19 protein-coding genes and 1 pseudogene are annotated in these 17,384 nt (G+C 69.4%); 7 read left to right on the top strand and 13 right to left on the bottom strand.

What is annotated here, in order from left to right:
- The 5 genes and pseudogenes from FXN61_RS35425 to FXN61_RS35405 form a co-directional block, all read right to left on the bottom strand.
- A pseudogene (locus FXN61_RS35425) lies at nt 1-440 on the bottom strand (ABC transporter ATP-binding protein); the annotation flags it as partial.
- Nucleotides 437-1,462, bottom strand: a complete 1,026-nt coding sequence (locus FXN61_RS53275) for a peptidoglycan-binding protein (RefSeq protein WP_167978300.1) — start codon at nt 1,460-1,462, stop codon at nt 437-439. The pseudogene FXN61_RS35425 and the gene FXN61_RS53275, both read right to left, overlap by 4 nt.
- Nucleotides 1,459-1,977: a hypothetical protein gene (locus FXN61_RS35415; RefSeq protein ID WP_167978299.1), complete on the bottom strand. Its 519-nt coding sequence runs from the start codon at nt 1,975-1,977 to the stop codon at nt 1,459-1,461. Before FXN61_RS35415 ends, FXN61_RS53275 begins: the two co-directional genes overlap by 4 nt.
- Before the next feature lie 40 nt (nt 1,978-2,017).
- Entirely contained in the window at nt 2,018-3,694 is a 1,677-nt protein-coding gene (locus tag FXN61_RS55840; RefSeq protein WP_167978298.1) for a sensor histidine kinase, read from the bottom strand.
- The gene (locus FXN61_RS35405) at nt 3,687-4,370 is read right to left on the bottom strand and encodes a response regulator transcription factor (RefSeq protein WP_188135840.1); all 684 of its coding nucleotides are present in this window, start codon (nt 4,368-4,370) and stop codon (nt 3,687-3,689) included. Before FXN61_RS35405 ends, FXN61_RS55840 begins: the two co-directional genes overlap by 8 nt.
- A 96-nt stretch (nt 4,371-4,466) precedes the next feature.
- Between FXN61_RS35405 and FXN61_RS35400 the strand changes: the two genes are divergently transcribed.
- Nucleotides 4,467-5,375 (top strand): trypsin-like serine peptidase, encoded by a 909-nt coding sequence (locus tag FXN61_RS35400; RefSeq protein WP_167978297.1) that lies wholly within the window; start codon nt 4,467-4,469, stop codon nt 5,373-5,375.
- On the opposite strand, the gene FXN61_RS35395 is transcribed toward FXN61_RS35400, so the two are convergent.
- Genes FXN61_RS35395 through catC form a run of 6 tightly spaced genes read right to left on the bottom strand, consistent with a single transcriptional unit; the run spans nt 5,338 to nt 9,524 of the window.
- On the bottom strand, nt 5,338-6,252 hold the full coding sequence (locus FXN61_RS35395) for an LLM class flavin-dependent oxidoreductase (RefSeq protein WP_188135838.1): 915 nt from the start codon (nt 6,250-6,252) through the stop codon (nt 5,338-5,340). The two genes, FXN61_RS35400 and FXN61_RS35395, sit on opposite strands and share 38 nt — an antisense overlap.
- A 17-nt stretch (nt 6,253-6,269) precedes the next feature.
- Nucleotides 6,270-6,683, bottom strand: coding sequence for a hypothetical protein (locus FXN61_RS35390; protein ID WP_167978296.1), 414 nt, complete (start codon nt 6,681-6,683; stop codon nt 6,270-6,272).
- Between the two features lie 26 nt (nt 6,684-6,709).
- Nucleotides 6,710-7,339, bottom strand: coding sequence for a CoA transferase subunit B (locus tag FXN61_RS35385; protein WP_167978295.1), 630 nt, complete (start codon nt 7,337-7,339; stop codon nt 6,710-6,712).
- The gene (locus FXN61_RS35380; RefSeq protein WP_167978294.1) at nt 7,323-8,084 is read right to left on the bottom strand and encodes a CoA transferase subunit A; all 762 of its coding nucleotides are present in this window, start codon (nt 8,082-8,084) and stop codon (nt 7,323-7,325) included. The genes FXN61_RS35385 and FXN61_RS35380 overlap by 17 nt, the downstream gene beginning before the upstream one ends.
- Nucleotides 8,081-9,205 carry an acetyl-CoA C-acetyltransferase gene (locus tag FXN61_RS35375; RefSeq protein WP_167978293.1) on the bottom strand — a complete coding sequence of 375 codons (1,125 nt, stop codon included), beginning with the start codon at nt 9,203-9,205 and terminating at the stop codon, nt 8,081-8,083. Before FXN61_RS35375 ends, FXN61_RS35380 begins: the two co-directional genes overlap by 4 nt.
- A 31-nt stretch (nt 9,206-9,236) precedes the next feature.
- On the bottom strand, nt 9,237-9,524 hold the full coding sequence (gene catC, locus FXN61_RS35370) for a muconolactone Delta-isomerase (protein ID WP_167978292.1): 288 nt from the start codon (nt 9,522-9,524) through the stop codon (nt 9,237-9,239).
- A gap of 198 nt (nt 9,525-9,722) precedes the next feature.
- Between catC and FXN61_RS35365 the strand changes: the two genes are divergently transcribed.
- The 3 genes from FXN61_RS35365 to FXN61_RS35355 are packed head-to-tail and all read left to right on the top strand — an operon-like array spanning nt 9,723 to nt 12,308.
- Nucleotides 9,723-10,496 carry an IclR family transcriptional regulator domain-containing protein gene (locus FXN61_RS35365; RefSeq protein WP_167978291.1) on the top strand — a complete coding sequence of 258 codons (774 nt, stop codon included), beginning with the start codon at nt 9,723-9,725 and terminating at the stop codon, nt 10,494-10,496.
- 33 nt (nt 10,497-10,529) lie between these two features.
- Nucleotides 10,530-11,852, top strand: coding sequence for an NAD(P)/FAD-dependent oxidoreductase (locus tag FXN61_RS35360; protein ID WP_167978290.1), 1,323 nt, complete (start codon nt 10,530-10,532; stop codon nt 11,850-11,852).
- A 24-nt stretch (nt 11,853-11,876) separates the two neighbouring features.
- The gene (locus FXN61_RS35355) at nt 11,877-12,308 is read left to right on the top strand and encodes a helix-turn-helix domain-containing protein (protein ID WP_312878233.1); all 432 of its coding nucleotides are present in this window, start codon (nt 11,877-11,879) and stop codon (nt 12,306-12,308) included.
- Nucleotides 12,309-12,327: 19 nt separating this feature from the next.
- Here FXN61_RS35355 and FXN61_RS35350 read toward each other — a convergent pair whose 3' ends face one another.
- Nucleotides 12,328-12,834, bottom strand: a complete 507-nt coding sequence (locus FXN61_RS35350) for a DinB family protein (RefSeq protein WP_167978288.1) — start codon at nt 12,832-12,834, stop codon at nt 12,328-12,330.
- 104 nt (nt 12,835-12,938) lie between these two features.
- Between FXN61_RS35350 and FXN61_RS35345 the strand changes: the two genes are divergently transcribed.
- The 3 genes from FXN61_RS35345 to FXN61_RS35335 all read left to right on the top strand — a co-directional run bounded on the left by FXN61_RS35345 (nt 12,939) and on the right by FXN61_RS35335 (nt 15,715).
- A complete protein-coding gene (locus FXN61_RS35345; RefSeq protein ID WP_167978287.1) occupies nt 12,939-13,802 on the top strand; it encodes an RNA polymerase sigma-70 factor in 864 nt (287 codons plus the stop codon).
- Between the two features lie 80 nt (nt 13,803-13,882).
- Nucleotides 13,883-14,629: an SDR family oxidoreductase gene (locus FXN61_RS35340; RefSeq protein ID WP_167978286.1), complete on the top strand. Its 747-nt coding sequence runs from the start codon at nt 13,883-13,885 to the stop codon at nt 14,627-14,629.
- A gap of 102 nt (nt 14,630-14,731) precedes the next feature.
- Complete coding sequence (locus FXN61_RS35335; RefSeq protein WP_167978285.1) at nt 14,732-15,715, top strand: SLAC1 family transporter; 984 nt, start codon at nt 14,732-14,734, stop codon at nt 15,713-15,715.
- Here the strand turns inward: FXN61_RS35335 and FXN61_RS35330 are convergent.
- Nucleotides 15,712-17,214 carry a LuxR C-terminal-related transcriptional regulator gene (locus tag FXN61_RS35330; RefSeq protein WP_312878232.1) on the bottom strand — a complete coding sequence of 501 codons (1,503 nt, stop codon included), beginning with the start codon at nt 17,212-17,214 and terminating at the stop codon, nt 15,712-15,714. The two genes, FXN61_RS35335 and FXN61_RS35330, sit on opposite strands and share 4 nt — an antisense overlap.
- Nucleotides 17,215-17,384 lie beyond the last annotated feature (170 nt).

Here is a 17,384-nt window from a genome sequence, read left to right as displayed (position 1 = left end):
CTGCCCGCCGGACAGCTCGTGCGGCCGGTGCTTCACCCGATGGCCCCAGCCCCACTCCGCTGCAACGCCTCGGTCGCCATCGCGGCGCGCCACTTGCGCGGCGTGCCCGCGTACATCAGGCCGGTGGCGACGTTGTCCAGCGCCGTGAGGCCGTCTGCCAGGTGGAACTGCTGGAACACGAACCCGATCCGCCGTCCGCGCAACGCCGACAGCCGCCGGTCGGACAGGACGGCGATGTCGTGGCCGTCCAGCATCACCGTGCCGCTCGACGGACGGTCCAGCGTGCCGAGCAGGTTGAGCAATGTCGACTTGCCCGAGCCGGACGGTCCGACGATCGCGACCGCCTCACCTTCGTGCAGCGTCAGGGAAACACCGTCGAGAGCGCGCACTCCACCGGCGTATTCCTTCACCGCGTCGACGATCCGCAGGACCGGTGTCACGAGGTCGTCACCACCTGCATGCCCTCGCCGACCCCGCCGCCGCTGATCTCGACGAGTCCGCCGGCGAAGAGCCCGGTCTTGACCGCGACGAGCTGACCGGACACGGTCTGCACGGCGTAACCGCCCTCGCGCAACGCGAGCAACGCGGTCACCGGTACGGCCAGGACGCCCTGCCGTGCGGTGCTGGTGAGACGCACGCGCACCGGTCCCGAGTCGAAGCCGCCCACCTCGGTGTCCAGCCCGATGTCGACGGCGATCGCCGGGATTTCCTCGCCGTTGCCGTTCTTCTCGGCTTTGACCTCAGTGCTGACGGACCTCACGGTCCCCAGGGTTTCAGCGCCGTTGGCCAGCACGACGGTGACCTTCAGGTCCTTTTTGAACACTTCGGCCTGCCGTGCCTCCACCGAGGCGGTGACCGCCTTGCCGGTCGAGGCCACCATCATCAGCGGGCCCTCGCCGGACGCCGACAGCTTCGCCGTGACCGCCTCGACCCGCACCTTCCCGGACAGCACGACGACGTCGCCCGGCTCGATCACGCCGTTCTGATCGACCTTTTCGGCCTTCTGCCATCGCTTGACGGCGTCGACGGTGGCCGGGGTGAGCTCGTCGGCCGCACCGCCGAGCTTGTAGCCCAACGCCGCGAGGTTGTCCTTCACGATCTTCACGTCCGGCCCCTTCACCCCTGGCGTGTCCAGCTTGCGCCACAACGGGGTGTCGCCGAAGAACAGCCACACCGGGCGATTGTCCACTTTGTACACAGCGGCACCACGATCGACGGAGGAACCGGGAGAGGGAAGCCAGGTGAGCGTGCCCGCACGTCGACCGGTCACCTGTTGCGCGGCACCGAAACCCAAGGTGGCCTTGAACTCCCGCACGTCGGTCAGGTCGGTCTTCACCACGGCGACCGTCCGCGGTGCCGGCGGCTGCGACGGCTGGGCGGGCGCGCGACGCGTCCAGGTGAGCGCCACCACGCCGCCGGCCAGGAGCAGAGCCACGACACCGGCGATGATCCACCGCTTCACTTGCGGCCCCCGCCGAAGACCTCCTGCTCGCAGTCCTTCTCGATCTTGCGACGCTGCTCCTCCGGCAGTGTCTGCTCGCCGTCGTAGGTCCAGCTGCCGGGCTCGGTCTCGATGACCTTCATGCCGCGGCTGTTGAGGCACTGGACGTTCTTGTGCCAGTTGTCCTTGAACGTCGGGTTGCTCGAGTCCATCTCCCACGGCGGCAGCGGCCACTTCTTCGCGCACAGCTTCCACGCCTCGTCGCTGTACTGCCCGCGGCCGGCGACGCCAGGGCCGGTGCCCGTCGCGTCCGGGTCCTTCTCTGCCAGGCACGCGGTGTGCGCGTCGTACAGCCGCTGCTTCTCCTCCTCGGTCATGTCCATGCGCAGCCGCGGTTGTTCGGCGTCCGTGGAGACGGTGGTCGACGTGACCACACCGGACGATTGCAGGGACGCGACGTTCGAGGACGGTGGCGCTGCCTGGCTGCACGCGGAAAGCAGCAGCACGGCAGCGCCGATCAACAGCCTGGAATTCATGGCGGCGATGCTGCCGGGCGGTTGTCAGGAAAATGTGCGGTCAGTGTGCCGCCAACGTGATCGTGAACGTGGTCCCGCGCCCGACCTGGCTCTCCACGGTGACCGTGCCGCCATGAGCGCTGACGAGGGCGTGCACGATCGCGAGGCCAAGGCCGCTGCCGCCCGTGTCACGGGTGCGGGAGCGGTCCGCGCGCCAGAACCGGTCGAACACGTGCGGAAGGTCCTCCGCGGAGATGCCGGAACCTGTGTCGCTCACCGTGATCCGGACACCTTCCGCAGCGAGACGGACCGTTCCGTCGCGCGGCGTGTAGCGCAAGGCGTTCGTGATGACGTTCGTGAGGATCTGCCGCAGCCGCACCGGATCCGCGTTCACCACCCCGCCGCCCTCGGCGATCAGGCCGGGGTGCGCGGCGACGAGCTGGTCGAACAGCTCCCGCAGGTCGACCGGCTCGGGATGCAGCCTCAGCTCGCCGGCGTCGGCCAGGGCGAGGTCCTGCAGGTCGTCGACGAGGTGCTGCAACACCAGCGCCTCGTCGAGCAACGCGGTCAGCGTGGTGCGGTCCAGCTCGACCACGCCGTCCCGCGCGCCCTCCAGCCAGCTGCGGATCGTGCCGAGCGGGTTGCGCAGCTCGTGGGAGATGTCGCTGGTCATTGCCTTGCGCTGGGCGTCGGTCCTGGCCCGGTGCGCGGCCATGTCGTTGAACGCCCGCGCGAGCTGCCCGATCTCGCTGCGGGAGGAGATGTCGACCTGGGCGTCCGCGCCGTGCTGCATCCGTTCGGCGGCGGCTGTGAGCGTGCGCAACGGCCTGGTCATGCGCAGTGCGACCACCACGCTCACCCCGACGGTCAGGACCAGCACGATCGCGGCGACCAGCACGATCCGTCCGACGTCGAACTTCACGACGGTCGCCTGGGTGGTCTTGCCGGCGACGTCCGTGACGAACAGCAGCGCGAGCGGTGCCACGTGAGGCTGCAGCTGGGTCCGCCGAGCACTGGCCAGGCACTCGGCGTGAGAGGCGACGGGCCGCCAGGACGCGTCCATCTTGATCTGCTCGGCCGGCAGGCCGCGTTGCCGCAGGCAGGCGTTGACGAGGTCGTTGAGCTGGTTGAACGCGGCGGACTCGGTCTCGGTGAGCGTGCTCAACCGCTCCGCGGCCTCGATGCAGGCGGGTGAGGTCGGCCCGGGTTCTGTCCTGTCCACGTTCACGATCGGGCGGCCCCACGTGGTCGTCCGCATCTCCTCGACTGCGACCGGGCCGATGCACCGGAACATGTAGAGCTGCCAGTCCTCGGCCAGGCTGCCCTTCTCCCGGTCGCTGAGCCGGAACGGGCCGGTGATCCTGGCGTCGATCCGGTCGGCGGGCGCGTCCTGGGCCTGGGCGAGGTCCAGCTCCAGCGGGTTGATCACCGCTGACGGCACGGCGGGCAGTTCGCGAGGGTCCAGGTTCGTGCCGGTGTCCGCGAGGACCTTGCGATCGGACGTGGTGAGGATCAGGCGGCGGGTGCCCGGCTGCAGCGTGACGCCGTTCCAGTCGCGGTGCTCGACGGCGAACGTGACCAGCGAGCGGTAGGTCGCGGCGTCTCCTGCCAGTGCGGCGCCGAGCTCCTGCTTGATCGAGGTCGACGTGCTCTGGGCGGCGAGCCAGGCGGTCGCGGTGATCGAGCAGATCGCGACGAGCACGGACGCGGCCAGCAGCCGCGCCAGGACGCTATGCACCCGAACCGTCCACCAGCTTGTAACCGACGCCGTGCACGGTCAGCAGGTACGCGGGTGTGCGCGGCTGGACCTCGATCTTCTTGCGCAGGTTCATGATGTGCGCGTCGATGGTGCGCGCGGTGATGTACCCGTCCAAGCCGTGCACCGCGCTGAGCAGCTGCGCGCGGCTGAACACGCGGCCAGGGCTCGCCGCCATCGTGTGCAGGATGCGGAACTCCGACGCGGTGCACTCGACCGCGTTTCCCCGCACGGTCACCTCGTGCCGGTCGGGGTCGATCTTCAGGTCGCCGAGGGCGATGCCGGAGTTGCTCGAAGTGCGGTGAACGCGCCTGAGCAGCGTGCGCACCCGTGCCATCAGCTCGCGCGGGCTGTAGGGCTTGGTGACGTAGTCGTCGGCGCCGAGATCGAGGCCGTGCAGCAGATCGTCCTCCGTGGACTTGGCGGTGAGCATGAGCACCGGGACGTCCGACTCGTTGCGCAACGTCCGCACGACGTCCAGGCCGTCCACCTCCGGCATCATCACGTCGAGGATGAGCAGGTCGGGCGGGTTGCGACGGACCTCGTCGAGCGCGGCGGATCCGTCGTGGACGATCCGCACCCGGTAGCCCTCCTGGCGCAGGTATCTCCCGAGCATGTCGGCCTGCATCACGTTGTCCTCGGCCACCAGCACGCACATGCCCATGCGTCGCAACATAGTCATTCGCGCGGGCGGCGCACGGTACGAGGACTTCATCCGCACAAGATCCTCACAACTGACTGCCACGGTCGCGGCATGAGAACACTCAGCGTGGTGGCGCTGCTTCTCCTCGGCGTACCGGGCGCGGCAGCCGCTTCCTCCTCGGACGTGGTTGTGCACGACCTCGACACCGGCGGCGTGGCGGCCTACTGGACACCGGAACGGATCGCGGCGATGCCGGCCGGGCCGGGTGCACCACCCGGAACTCCGCCGGTCGACGGTCCGGACGGCGCGCCGGGCGCGCTCAGCCGGACCATCGGCCGGTTGTTCTTCGTCGACCGCGACGGCGAGGACTCCAGCTGCACGGCGACCGTCGTGATGAGCGCCAACAGGCGCACCGCCGTGACCGGTGGGCATTGCGTGCACACGGCGAACCTGATCGGCCAGGACCCTCGGTGGCACTCGAAGCTGTTCTTCGTGCCGGGATTCCGGGACGGCGCCCGGCCGTTCGGGCAGTTCGTGGTGCGCAAGGCCGTGGTGAGCAGGACCTGGATCGTCGACGACCAGCAGTCCGAGCACGACCAGGCGTTCCTGGTGCTGGACAGGCCGTCCGGCGCGAGCGAGAACATCGCGTTCGGCAGGCCCGGTGACCGGCGGGCGCACGAGTACGGCTATCCGCGTGCGGCGCACCAGCCCGGCCACCAGGGCAGGCCGGAGTTCACCGGTCAGCGGCTCGCGCAGTGCTGGGGCACACCCGCCCGCAACCCAGGACACCCCGAGTTCCCAGAGGACAACATGTGGGGCGTGCCGTGCGACATGGGCGGCGGCTCCAGCGGCGGCCCCAGGATGAGCGGCAACGCGGTCGTCGGCGTGAACGTCCAGAGCTTCAACCTGGACGCTGACGGCCAATGGTGCCCGTCAGGCCAGTGTGTGCGGTACCTCGGCGGCCCTCAGTTCTCCTGGAAGGTCACGGCGCCGCTGTACCAGCGGGCGTCAGCGAGCTAGCGATCGACGCGACGAGCTCGTAGCTGCGACGGCGGTCCGCGTGGTGGTAGATCGGCGAGGTGATCATCAGCTCCTCGGTGGCGGTCTCGTCGAGCACCGCCTGGAGTTTGCGCGTGATCGTCTCCGGCCCGCCGACCAGCACGTGGCCGTCGTCGGGGCCGGGGTGCGCGGCCGCTTCTTCGGGGCTGGGCAACAGGATCCGGTTGCCTTCCCCGCGGCTGCGCACCTTCATCCTGATCGGCCCTGCCAGCCACTCGGCACGCTCGTCGGTCTCCGCGGCGATCACCGAGACGCTGACCAGGTCCGCCTTGCAGGTCTGATCAGGGCTGAGGTGCCGCGCGAACGCGAAGGGCACACCCAGTTCGGACGCGAGTCCGGCGGTTGTGGGGGACGACCCGAGCAGCCACAGTTCCGGCACGTTGCCGCCCTTCACCGGCACCGCGACGGTGTCCGACGGATCCAGCAACGCCTGCAGCTCTTCGAGTTGCTCGCGGTACGGCCGGTCGGTCCTGCGCAGCGTCGCGACCACGTGCGGCGGTCCACCCGGCGCCCGTCCGACGCCGACGTCGATCCTGCCGGGATGCAGCGCCGCGAGCGTGCCGAACTGCTCGGCCACCACGAGCGGCGGGTGGTTCGGCAGAAGCACGCCGCCGGAGCCGATGCGAAGGCGTTCGGTGACAGCCGCCAGGTGCCCGGCGAGGACGGCCGGAGCGGAGCTGGCGACCCCGCGCATGCCGTGGTGCTCCGGCACCCAGTACCGGTGAAACCTCAGCTCTTCCGCCAGCTCCGCGAGATCAACCGTGTTGCGCAGCGCCTCACGCGGCGTGGACCCCTGCACGATCGGAGAAGTGTCCAGCACCGACAACCGCAGCCCCATACCCGCCAGACTAGGGGCTAGCAGCGCTCGTCGGTCTGTCCCCAGTAGACGTTGCCGTCGCCCCACACCTCGCCGTACGCCCTGGTGCACTTGGTGAGCGTGTTCGTGCCCTTGGACCAGACGTCCTGCTTGTTGCGCCCGTTGACGTTGCTGCCGAAGTCGCGGTCGCCGTTGACGACCATCGCGGCGCTGGAGCTGAAGCCGCCCGGCTTGGAGGCGTACGAGTCCCACACGTAGGTGTAGGCCCAGTTCTTGCCGCAGCCCTTGAACTGCTTCACCGACGCGATGGTCGTGTTGCCCTTCTTCACGTAACCGGTGGAGCCGATCTGCACGGTCGACGAGCATCCGGGCGCTTGCTCGGCCTGGGCGGTGCTCGTCATGCCGAGCACGGAGAGCGCCACCGCGGGCAGGATCAACATTGCTTTGCGCATGCCCCACGGTGGCGCGTGCTGGTTAGTCAGCGGTAAATCGGCGTGGCGGTGTGCTCCCGCACCGTTTCCTCGGACACTCCCGGCGCCAGTTCGACGAGCCGCAGGCCGTCCGGCGTCACGTCGAACACGCCGAGGTCGGTGATCACGCGATCGACGCAGGCCTTGCCGGTCAACGGGAGCGAGCACTCCTCGACGAGCTTCGGGCCGCCGTCCTTGGCGGTGTGGGTCATCACCACGATGACGCGGCGCGCGCCGTGCACGAGGTCCATCGCGCCGCCGATGCCGGTGACGAGCTTGCCGGGCACCGCCCAGTTCGCGAGGTCACCCCGAGCCGACACCTGCATCGCACCGAGCACCGCCACGTCGACGTGGCCGCCGCGGATCATGCCGAACGACAGCGCCGAGTCGAAGTACGACGCTCCCGGCAGCACGGTCACGGTCTCCTTGCCGGCGTTGATCAGGTCGGGATCGACGTCGGCGGAAACCGGGTAGGGGCCGACGCCGAGGATGCCGTTCTCGGACTCCAGCACCACCTCGACGCCGGGCGGCAGGTGGTTCGGGATCAGCGTCGGCACGCCGATGCCGAGGTTGACGTACTCGCCGTCGCGCAGCTCCTGGGCCGCCCGGGCGGCCATCTCGTCACGACTCCATGCCATCGCTCACCGTCCGGAATTCCACGCTCTTGTCAGCGGCCTGTTCGGGGGAGAGCTCCACGACCCGTTGCACGAAGATGCCGGGCAGGTGGACCTCGTCGGGGTCGATGGCGTCGACGAGCTCCTCGGCCTCCGCGATCGTGACGCGGCCCGCCATCGCGGCGAGCGGGTTGAAGTTGCGGGCGGACTTCGCGAACACCAGGTTCCCGAACCTGTCCGCTTTCGCTGCCCGTACCAGCGCGAAGTCGGTGCGGATGCTGTGCTCCAGCACGTATTCGCGGCCGTCGAACTCGCGGACCTCCTTGGGCGGTGAGGCGATCGCGACCGTGCCGTCCGGGTTGTACCGCCAGGGCAGGCCGCCGTCCGCGACGAGCGTGCCGACACCGGCGGGCGTGTAGAAGGCGGGGACACCGATGCCGCCCGCGCGCAGCCGTTCCGCGAGCGTGCCCTGGGGGATCAGCTCGACCTCGATCTCGCCGGCCAGGTACTGGCGGGCGAACTCCTTGTTCTGGCCGATGTACGAGCCGGTGACGCGGGCGATGCGGCCGGCGGAGAGCAGGACGGCGAGGCCCTGGTCCATCGCGCCGCAGTTGTTCGACACGATGCCCAGCGAACCGGAACCCTTGTCGTACAGGGCGTTGATGAGCACTTTCGGCACGCCGCACAGCCCGAATCCGCCCACCGCAACGGTTGCGCCGTCGTCCACATCGGACACCGCGTCGGCGGCGGAGGCCACGACCTTGTTCATGACACCCTCTCGAAGACCGCGGCGAGCCCCTGCCCGCCACCGATGCACATCGTCTCCAGCGCGTACCGGCCGTCGCGGCGCTCCAGCTCGCGCAGCATCGTCGCGAGAATCCGCGCGCCGGTCGCGCCGACGGGATGGCCGAGCGCGATGCCGGAACCGTTGACGTTGAGCCGGTCGTGGTCCGTGAGACCCCATTCGCGGGTGACCGCGAGCACCTGCGCCGCGAACGCCTCGTTCAGCTCGATGAGGTCCAGGTCGTCGAGCTTCAGTCCGGCGATCTGCAACGCCCGCGCGGACGACGGCACCGGCCCGATGCCCATCCTGGACGGCTCGACACCGGCCGAGGCCCACGAGACCAGCCGAGCCAGCGGACGCAAACCCAGTGAGGCGGCGCGATCGGGATGGGTGACCACGCAGATCGCGGCACCGTCGTTCTGGCCACTCGCGTTGCCCGCGGTGACCGTGGCGCCCTCGATGTCCATGACGGTCTTCAACGACGCGAGCTTCTCCAACGTCGAGCTCGGCCGCGGATGCTCGTCCGCCACGAAGTCACCGACCGGAACCAGCTCGTCCGCGAACCGGCCGGAGACCTGGGCGGCGACAGCGCGTTCGTGGCTGCGCAGAGCCAGCTCGTCCTGTTCCGCACGCGAAATGCCGTACTCGCGCCGGAGGTTCTCTGCGGTCTCCAGCATTCCGCCCGGCACCGGGTAGTTCACGCCACCGGCGGTCACGCGGCCGCGAGCCAGGGCCTCCGCGCCGGCGTTCGACATGCTCTCCACGCCACCCGCGAGAACGAGGTCCTGGGCACCGGTCTGCACGGCCATCGCCGCGTTGATCACGGCCTGCAGACCGGACCCGCAGCGGCGGTCCAGCTGCACTCCCGGCACCCCGACGCCCAGTCCCGCGTCCAGGGCGACGATCCGGCCGATCGCCGGCGCGTCCATCGTCGGATAGCAGTGGCCGAGCACCAGATCGTCCACATCGGACGGATCGAGCCCGGTGCGGCGCATCAGCTCCTGGACGACGATCGCGCCGAGCTCCTGGGCACTGCGCTCCTTGATGGCACCGCTGTAGCGGCCCACCGGCGTGCGGATGGGCTCGCAGATGACGGCGTCACGCATGAACTCTCCTTGTCAGATGCCAGGACGGCGGTCATGGCTGCGCCGCCAGGTCGCAGGGGTGTTGCGCCAGCGGCGTCACCTCGACGCGCATGAACTCCCACAGCGGTAACGACGACAGCACCGCGTGCAGCTCGTCGTTGGACGGCACGTCGAAAACGCTGATGTTGCTGTACTGCCCGACGACCCGCCACAGGTGTGGCCACACGCCCAGTTTCTGCAGCTCCAACGCCCGATCCTTCTCGGCAGCGACGAGTTCGGCGCGCCGGTTGGGATCGAGGTCGTAGGGCAGCGTGATGTCCATGCGCACGTGGAAGAGCAACGGTCACCTCCTGGTGAAGGCCGCGGCAGCGGCGTAGCCGTGACACGGAATACCCGTCCTGCGGCGATCGACGCGAGCCGGAACGCGTTCGCGTCATCCCCTGCTCCTCCTGTACGCTGTGCGTACAATCTGTACGCGCTGCGGTTACATGAGAGTGCACCCGCTTCGTGGTGCTGTCAACGGCGGGAGGATGAGGCGATGACCACCGGGCCGGACGAGCGCGACTTCATCCAGAGCATCGAGCGCGGCTTCGCTGTGCTGCTCGCGTTCGACGAGGAGCGGGTCGACCCGACCCTGGCGGAGCTCGCCGCGGCAACCGGGTTGTCACGTCCGGCGGTCCGGCGGATTCTCCTCACGCTGCAACGACTCGGCTATGTCCGCTCGTCGGGCAGCAGGTGGTCGTTGACGCCTCGCGTGCTGAGCATCGGGCAGCACTACTCGGCGTCGCACGCGATGATCGAAATCGCGCAGCCGCACCTGCTGGAACTGTCGGTGAAGACCGGTGAGTCGGCGTCGCTGGCAGAGTTGGACGGACGCGACGCGGTGTACGTCGCGCGCGTGCCGGTGCGGCGGATCATGAGCATCAACGTGTCGATCGGCACCCGGATCCCGGCGTTCGCGTCGTCGATGGGACGGGTGCTGCTGACGTGGGCGCCGGACGTCGTGGTGGACGAGATCATCGCGGGCGGGCTGCCCGCGCTGACCCGGCACACGGTCACGGACGCCGACGTGTTCCGCGGCGTCCTGCGGCAGGTTCGCTCTGACGGGTGGTCGATCGTCGCGGAGGAGCTGGAGATCGGCCTGCTCTCGGTGTCCGCGCCCGTCCGCGACCGCTCGGGCGAGGTGGTGGCGGCGCTCGCGTCGTCCACCTCCGTCGGGCGATCATCTGTTGAGGCGATCAGGTGCGATGTGGTGCCATTGCTGCTGGACGCCGCGGAACGGATCAGCGCCGATCTGGGTCACCGGAGCTAATGGCTTCCACTGAGGTTCGTCTGGGGAGGACGTATGTCCGCTCGGCCGCGGGTCCTGGTGATCGGCACCGGGTTCGCCGGATTCCACTGTCTGCGCAAGCTGGAACGCAAGCTGCCCGAGGACGCGGCCGAACTGGTCGCGATCAACCCGGCGGACTACATGCTCTACATCCCGCTGCTGCCGGAGGTCGCTGGCGGTGTGCTCGACCCGCGCAGGGTCGCGGTGCCGCTGCGGAACACGTTGAAGCGAACGCGCCTGGTCCTGGGCGCGGCGACCGGCATCTCGCTCGCTGAGAAGTGCGTGCACGTGACCGATGTCGAGGGCCGCTCCTCGTCGATGTCCTACGACCGCTTGCTGATCACGTCCGGCAGCGTGACCCGGCTGCTGTCGATTCCCGGCGTGGCCGAGCACGCGAAGGGCTTCCGCACCGTTGCCGAGGCCATCCACCTGCGTGACCACGTGCTGCGGCAGCTGGAGCTGGCCGATCAGTCCGATGATCCCGAGGAACGCCGAGCGCGGTGCACGTTCGTGGTGGTGGGCGCGGGCTACACGGGCACCGAGGTGCTCGCCCAGACACAGCTGCTGACCCAGGACGCGTGGCGTCACCTGCCGGGGCTTCGTGACGTGCCGCCGCGGTGGATCCTCGTCGACATCGCACCGCGTGTGCTGCCCGGCCTGGACCCGCGGTTGTCCGGTCCTACGCACAAGGTGCTGCTGCGGCGAGGTGCCGAGGTCAAGCTGGAGACCAGCCTGAAAGAGATGACCGGCACGTGCGCGCGCCTGTCCGACGGCACCGAGATCCAGACACGGACCGTCGTGTGGTGTGTCGGCGTGCGACCTGATCCGCTCGTCAGCACGTTGAACATGCCTGCCACCAACGGTCGTATCGACACCGACACGCACCTGCGGGTGTGCGAGAACGTGTGGGCCGCCGGTGACGCGGCTGCCGTGCCCGACCTGGTGCGGCCGGGCGAGATCACCGCCATGACGGCCCAGCACGCCGAACGTCAGGGGCGGACGGCGGCGATCAACATCGCGGCGTCGCTCGGGCACGGGACCGCTCGCGAGTACAAGCACAAGGACCTTGGCTTCGTGGTCGACCTCGGTGGCTGGCAGGCGGTCGCGAACCCGCTGGGCGTCCCGCTGACCAGCCTGCCTGCCAAGGCCGTGACGCGCGGCTACCACCTGATGGACCTGCCGTACGGGCGGTTCCGCACCGCGGCGAACTGGGTGACCGAGCTGGGCGCCGGCCGGCAGATCACGCACTTCGGCGTGGTGCCGGACCGGGGGATCACCCTGGCGGAGGCCGATCTGCCGCCCTTCGCGGCCGGACACGGTCAAGCTGATCACGGGTGATCGTTGTCAACTAGGATGGATGGCGTGGTAGCCCAGGGGGAGCGGCCGGCCTCGCTGGCCGAGCGGCTGGACCGGCTCTTCAAGGCGGTGCGCCCGGCTGGCCAGCGCGAGTACACCTACGAAGAGGTGGCCGCCAGGATCCGCGAGGACGGCATCTCGATCTCCCACACCTACGTGTGGCAGCTGCGCAAGGGGTTGCGTGACAACCCCACCAAGCGTCACCTGGAAGGCCTCGCGCACTTCTTCGGGGTGCCGGCGTCCTATTTCCTGGACGACGACAACAGCGGCATCGAGGATCAGCTGGAACTGCTGGTCGCGTTGCGCGACAGCGACGTGCGCTCACTGGCGTTGTGTGCGTCCGGCCTGTCCCCTGCGGGCATCAAGGCCGTGCTCGGCATGATCCAGCACGCGCGGTCGATCGAGGGTCTGCCGCCCGCTGACGACGGTGAGTCGTGAGGTAGCTGTTCAGAAGGCCTCACGCCCCTGTGACGCCGTCGATGCCCTCGCGCAGGAAGTCCGCGTGGCCGTTGTGCCGCGCGTACTCGTGGCAGAGGTGGTGCATGACGAGCCGCAGGGACACCTGTTCCTGCCACCGCGGCTGGTACCCCGACACGTCCAGCGACTCGGCCTCACGCTCGATCCTCCTCGAGTGCTCGACCTCGGCCTGCCACGCCGCGAACGCCTCGGACCTGCTTGATCCCGAGGCGTCGTAGGCCACCTGGTAGTCGTTGGTGTCCGACCACACCAGCGGGATGTCCTCGCCGTTGATGACCTTGCGGAACCAGGTGCGCTCCACCTCGGCCATGTGCCGGACGAGGCCGAGCAACGTCAGCGTGGACGGGGGCATCGAGCGGCGGCGCAGGTCTTCATCGGACAGGCCGTCGCACTTCATCGCGAGGGTGGCGCGGTGGAAGTCGAGGAACGCGCGCAGGGTCTCGCGTTCGCCTGCCTGGAGTGGCGGGCTGGGTCGTTCGGTGGTCACCCGGCGAGTCTGTCACCCGCTCTGGTGATCAACGTGCGGGGCGACACATGACCGGTGCCACCGGATCGGCGCTAACGTTGCGGTGGAACGAGGGGAGCGGCCGGATGACGGAACTCGACCAGGCCGAGTCGGTGTTCGCGGCGGCCAGGCCGAGGCTGTTCGGCATCGCGTACCGCATGACCGGCAGCGTGGCCGATGCCGAAGACCTGGTGCAGGACGTGTGGTTGCGTTGGCAGCTGGCGGACCGCGAAGCCGTGCTCAACCCCGAGGCGTACCTGGCGACGGCCATCACGCGGCTGGCGATCAACGAGTCGCAGACCGCGCGGGCTCGCCGTGAGACCTACGTCGGGCCGTGGCTGCCCGAGCCGGTGGACACGTCCGCCGACCCGCAGCTGGGGGCCGAGCAGGGCGCGGTGCTGGAGCTCGCGGTGCTGTTGCTGCTGGAGAAGCTGACGCCAACGGAACGGGCCGCGTACGTGCTGCGCGAAGCGTTCGACTACCCGTACCGGGAGATCGCCGAGATCGTCCAGACCAGCGAGGTCGCGACGCGGCAGCTGGTCAGCCGGGCGCGCAAGCACCTCGCGGACGAGCGCAAGGCTCCGGTCGAGCCCGCTGACCAGCGCAAGCTGCTGGAGGCGTTCGTCGCGGCCGCGCAAGCCGGCGACCTGGCCGGACTGGAGAAGCTGTTCGCGCAGGACGTCGTGAGCTACTCCGACAGCAACGGCGCGGTCCGTGCCGCGGGACGTCCGCTGTTCGGCGCTGCGACCCTGGCGAAGATCTTCGCGGCGTGGGCACCGGGGTTCTGGGCCGGCGCGGACGTCAGCTACGTCGAGGCGAACGGCCTGACCGCCGTCCGGTTGCGCAAGGACGAGAACACCTACGCGATCATCACCGTGACGGCCACCGAGGAAGGCATCGATCAGGTGATGTGGCTGGTCAACCCGGAAAAGCTCAACGCTTTTCAGTAGGCCTGTCACAACGGTGCGGGCTGTCCTGTCTTAGCTCGTGAACACCCGCACCGGGCGGGCTCACGAGAGGGACGGGACCCATGAGGATCGTTGTCATCGGCGGCACCGGGTTGATCGGCAGCCAGGTCGTGAAGCGGCTCGCTGAGCACGGCCACGACGCCGTGCCCGCGTCCCCGAACAGCGGCGTCAACACGGTGACCGGTGAGGGCGTCAAGGAGGTCGTGCAGGGCGCCGACGTGCTCGTCGACGTGTCGAACTCGCCGTCGTTCGCCGACGAGGACGTCATGAACTTCTTCACCACCGCGACGACCAACCTGACCCAGGCCGCCAAGGAGGCGGGCGTCGGCCACTACGTCGCGCTGTCGATCGTCGGCACCGACGAGCTGCCCGACTCCGGCTACCTGCGGGCGAAGGTGGCGCAGGAGAAGCTCATCAAGGAGTCCGGCCTCACGTACTCGATCATCCGCGCCACCCAGTTCTTCGAGTTCGCGGGCGCCATCGCGAACTCGGCGGAGGTCGACGGCGCCGTGCACCTGCCGCACGGTGGCGTGCAGCCGATCGCGGCCTCGGACGTGGCCGCGGTGGTCGGCCGCACCGCCGCGACCGAGCCGGTCAACGGCGTGCTGGAGATCGGCGGGCCGGAGGAGTTCACCATGGACGGGTGGATCCGCACGGTCCTGATCCACCGCAACGACGAGCGTGAGGTCGTCAGCGACCCGCAGGCCAAGTACTTCGGCACGTTCCTGACCGGCAAGCAGCTCGTGCCGAACGCGGGCGCGCAGCTGCAGCCGACCAGCCTGAAGGACTGGCTGGCCGCCGGAAACTGACGGACGGTCCGCGTGGACGGGCGACCGGTCGTCGCCCGTCCGCGGCCGACCAGTGTGTTTCCCTGGCGCGAGCACAGGGGTGTTTGGCCGACCTTGGTCAGCATGACGACGACTTTGGCGACCGCCCCGGCGAAGGCCCCGAGCTGGGCACTTCCGATCAGCCTGTTCTCCATCCCGCTCGGCCTTGCCGGGCTCGGCGGCGCCTGGACGGCCGCCGCCCAGTTGCTCGGCGCACCCGCGTGGCCCGCGTCGGTGGCGTTCGGAGCCGCCACCCTGGTGTTCGCGGCGTTCACGTTCTCCTATTTGGCCGGCACGTTCCGGCCGGGCGCCGGCTTCCACATCGACCTGCGCCACCCGTTGCTCGGCCCGCTGACCGCCTACCTGCCCGTGATCGCGATCCTGCTCATCGCGCACTACGCGGCTGATCTGGGACGCGCCGCACCGTGGCTGATCTGGATCGCCGTGGCGAGCCTGGCCGTCAACGCCGCGGCCCTGTTCGCCCACTGGCTAAAGCACCCGCTGGACCAGGACGCCATGCACCCCGGCTACTTCCTGCCGGTCACCGCGGGCGCTTTCCTCGCCGCCATCGGGTTCGTGAGCGTGCACCAGCACGGTGCGGCCGTAGCGGCGTTCGGCATCGGTGTCTTCTTCTGGCTGCTGCTCGGCGCCGTGATCACGTCCCGGCTGTTCTTCGGCTCGGAGCTGCCGCTGCCGTTCAAACCGGTGCTCTCGATCCTGCTTTCCCCGCCAGGCACCGCGAGTGTCGCCTGGTTCGCGATCACCGGTGGCGTCATCGACGACCTGCAGGCCGCGCTCGGCGGCGTGACGCTGTTCATGCTGCTGGTGCAGCTGTTCTTCGTGCGCGACTACTTGCGGCTGCCGTTCAGCACGCAGTACTGGGTGTTCACGTTCCCCATCGCGGTGCTCGGCAACATCGGCGTCAGGTACTCCGCCGGCCTGCACTTCACCGGCTGGCAGGTGGCCGGGTGGATCGCGGTGGCGATCAGCAGCGTGCTGATCCTGGCGATCATCGTTGCTTCGCTGAGGCTCGGCGCCCGGCATCTGACCTCGCGTCAGGCCGGCTAGAACGTGGCGTCGCGCAACTGCCGTCGAGAGGTCACGCCGACCTTGCCGAACACCTTGCGCAGGTGCCACTCGACGGTGCGCGGACTGATGAACAGGCGGGTGCCGATCTCCGGGTTCGAGTACCCCTCACGGGCCAGGCGGGCGATCTGGTACTCCTGCGCCGTCAGCTCGTCGGTGGGCTCGGAGGTGCGCTTGCGGACGGTTTCGCCCGTGGCCTGCAGTTCGCGGTGAGCGCGGTCGGCGAACGTTGGCATGCCGCACGCCGTCAGCATCTCGTGGGCCGTGCGGAGGTGGTCGCGTGCCTCGACGCGTTGGCCCTCGCGGCGCAGCCACTCGCCGTACAGGAGATGCGCACGGGCCAGCTCGCCCTTCAACGCCGTGCGGGCGAAGTGGGTGATCGACTCGCTGAAGCCGTCGGGGGAGCCGTTCAGAGCACGCAGACGGGCCTTGATGCCCAGCGACCAGTCGGTGTCGACCCATGCAGAAGAACGTTGCAAGGCCTCGGAAACCAGTGCGGAGTCGCCGGTGCGGGACGCGGCCTCTGCCAGTTCGGTGGCCACCAGGCAGCTGTACACCAAGGAATCCTCGTTGAACACGCGCAATGCGGCGTCACGGGCGAGGTCGTGGCGTCCCAGTCCGTTGTGGAGGATGGCGAGGGTCCAGTCGGCGATGGTGGCCAGCCGTCCCTGGCCTTCCGAACGAGCCTGCGCGGCGGTCGCGGTGGCCAGGTCCTCACCGCGGTAGGCGGCCTGCAGCAGGACGGCGTAGGCAACGGGCGGGGTGCCCGTGACCTCGGAGATCCGTCGATCCTCCTCGATCAGCGCCTGCGCGGCCGTGGGTTCGCCGGCCAAGAGTTCGTTGTCCGCCAAGAAGTTCAGGGCGAACTGCAGCTGCACCAGGGCGCCGGCGTCGCGGGCCATGCGGACCTGTTGCTGCGCGAACGCGCGACGCGTGTCGAAGTCCCACATCTCGCTCGCCACGATGCCGCCTGCGCGGTAGCCGAAGAGCCACGGCATGCGGCTGATGTCCTCCGTGCTGATCTTCAACGCGCGCACCTCGTCCAGCGCGCGGGTCATGTGCGGTACGGCCGCGGCGTAGCCCGAGGTGACGCGGGTCGTCAACGCTTCGAGCACGAGGTCCAGAGCACAAGGCGGGGTGCGTGGCGGGGGAGCCGTGCGGGCGGCGTCGGCCAGGGGTGAACCGGCCCAGATCGCGGCGGACAGAGCCTCCAGGTGGGTCTCGCGGGCCAGGTCGGCGTCGAACGGGGTGAGGCGGCGAGCCGCGCTGAACAGCAGGGGAGCGGCCTCGGCGACTCGGCGCTGGTCGAACGCGATGTGGCCGCGCAGATGCTCGATCTCGGCGCTGCGGCGCTCGTCCGGCGGACCGGCCTCAACAGCCGACAGCAACCGCAATGAGGCGTCCAAGGCACCCGCGTCGCGCTTGGCCTTCGCCGCCGCCAGCTCGCGGGACGCACGGCGGCCGGGTTCCGGGGTCAGCACCGCGGCCTGTTCGAGGAACGCGGCAGCGGCGAGCAGACCGCCGCGGGCCTGGGCGCGCGACGCGGTGTTCTCCAGCTCACCGACGACGAGGTCGAGGCGTTGCGGGAGATCTCGGAAAAGATCTTCACGCGCCTAACGACAGGAGAATGTGCGGCGGTAGTCGCTCGGTG

The organism is Lentzea indica (assembly GCF_012184385.1).
Lineage (GTDB): Bacteria > Actinomycetota > Actinomycetes > Mycobacteriales > Pseudonocardiaceae > Lentzea > Lentzea indica.
This window is presented reverse-complemented; position numbering and strand designations above follow the sequence as displayed.

Bases quoted from the DNA above. Each gene is read 5' to 3' on its own strand.
- FXN61_RS35415 (WP_167978299.1), bottom strand. From the start codon at position 1,977: ATGAATTCCAGGCTGTTGATCGGCGCTGCCGTGCTGCTGCTTTCCGCG.
- FXN61_RS35405 (WP_188135840.1), bottom strand. From the start codon at position 4,370: ATGTGCGTGCTGGTGGCCGAGGACAACGTGATGCAGGCCGACATGCTC.
- FXN61_RS35400 (WP_167978297.1), top strand. From the start codon at position 4,467: ATGAGAACACTCAGCGTGGTGGCGCTGCTTCTCCTCGGCGTACCGGGC.
- FXN61_RS35395 (WP_188135838.1), bottom strand. From the start codon at position 6,252: ATGGGGCTGCGGTTGTCGGTGCTGGACACTTCTCCGATCGTGCAGGGG.
- FXN61_RS35390 (WP_167978296.1), bottom strand. From the start codon at position 6,683: ATGCGCAAAGCAATGTTGATCCTGCCCGCGGTGGCGCTCTCCGTGCTC.
- FXN61_RS35385 (WP_167978295.1), bottom strand. From the start codon at position 7,339: ATGGCATGGAGTCGTGACGAGATGGCCGCCCGGGCGGCCCAGGAGCTG.
- FXN61_RS35380 (WP_167978294.1), bottom strand. From the start codon at position 8,084: ATGAACAAGGTCGTGGCCTCCGCCGCCGACGCGGTGTCCGATGTGGAC.
- FXN61_RS35375 (WP_167978293.1), bottom strand. From the start codon at position 9,205: ATGCGTGACGCCGTCATCTGCGAGCCCATCCGCACGCCGGTGGGCCGC.
- FXN61_RS35365 (WP_167978291.1), top strand. From the start codon at position 9,723: ATGACCACCGGGCCGGACGAGCGCGACTTCATCCAGAGCATCGAGCGC.
- FXN61_RS35360 (WP_167978290.1), top strand. From the start codon at position 10,530: ATGTCCGCTCGGCCGCGGGTCCTGGTGATCGGCACCGGGTTCGCCGGA.
- FXN61_RS35345 (WP_167978287.1), top strand. From the start codon at position 12,939: ATGACGGAACTCGACCAGGCCGAGTCGGTGTTCGCGGCGGCCAGGCCG.
- FXN61_RS35340 (WP_167978286.1), top strand. From the start codon at position 13,883: ATGAGGATCGTTGTCATCGGCGGCACCGGGTTGATCGGCAGCCAGGTC.
- FXN61_RS35335 (WP_167978285.1), top strand. From the start codon at position 14,732: ATGACGACGACTTTGGCGACCGCCCCGGCGAAGGCCCCGAGCTGGGCA.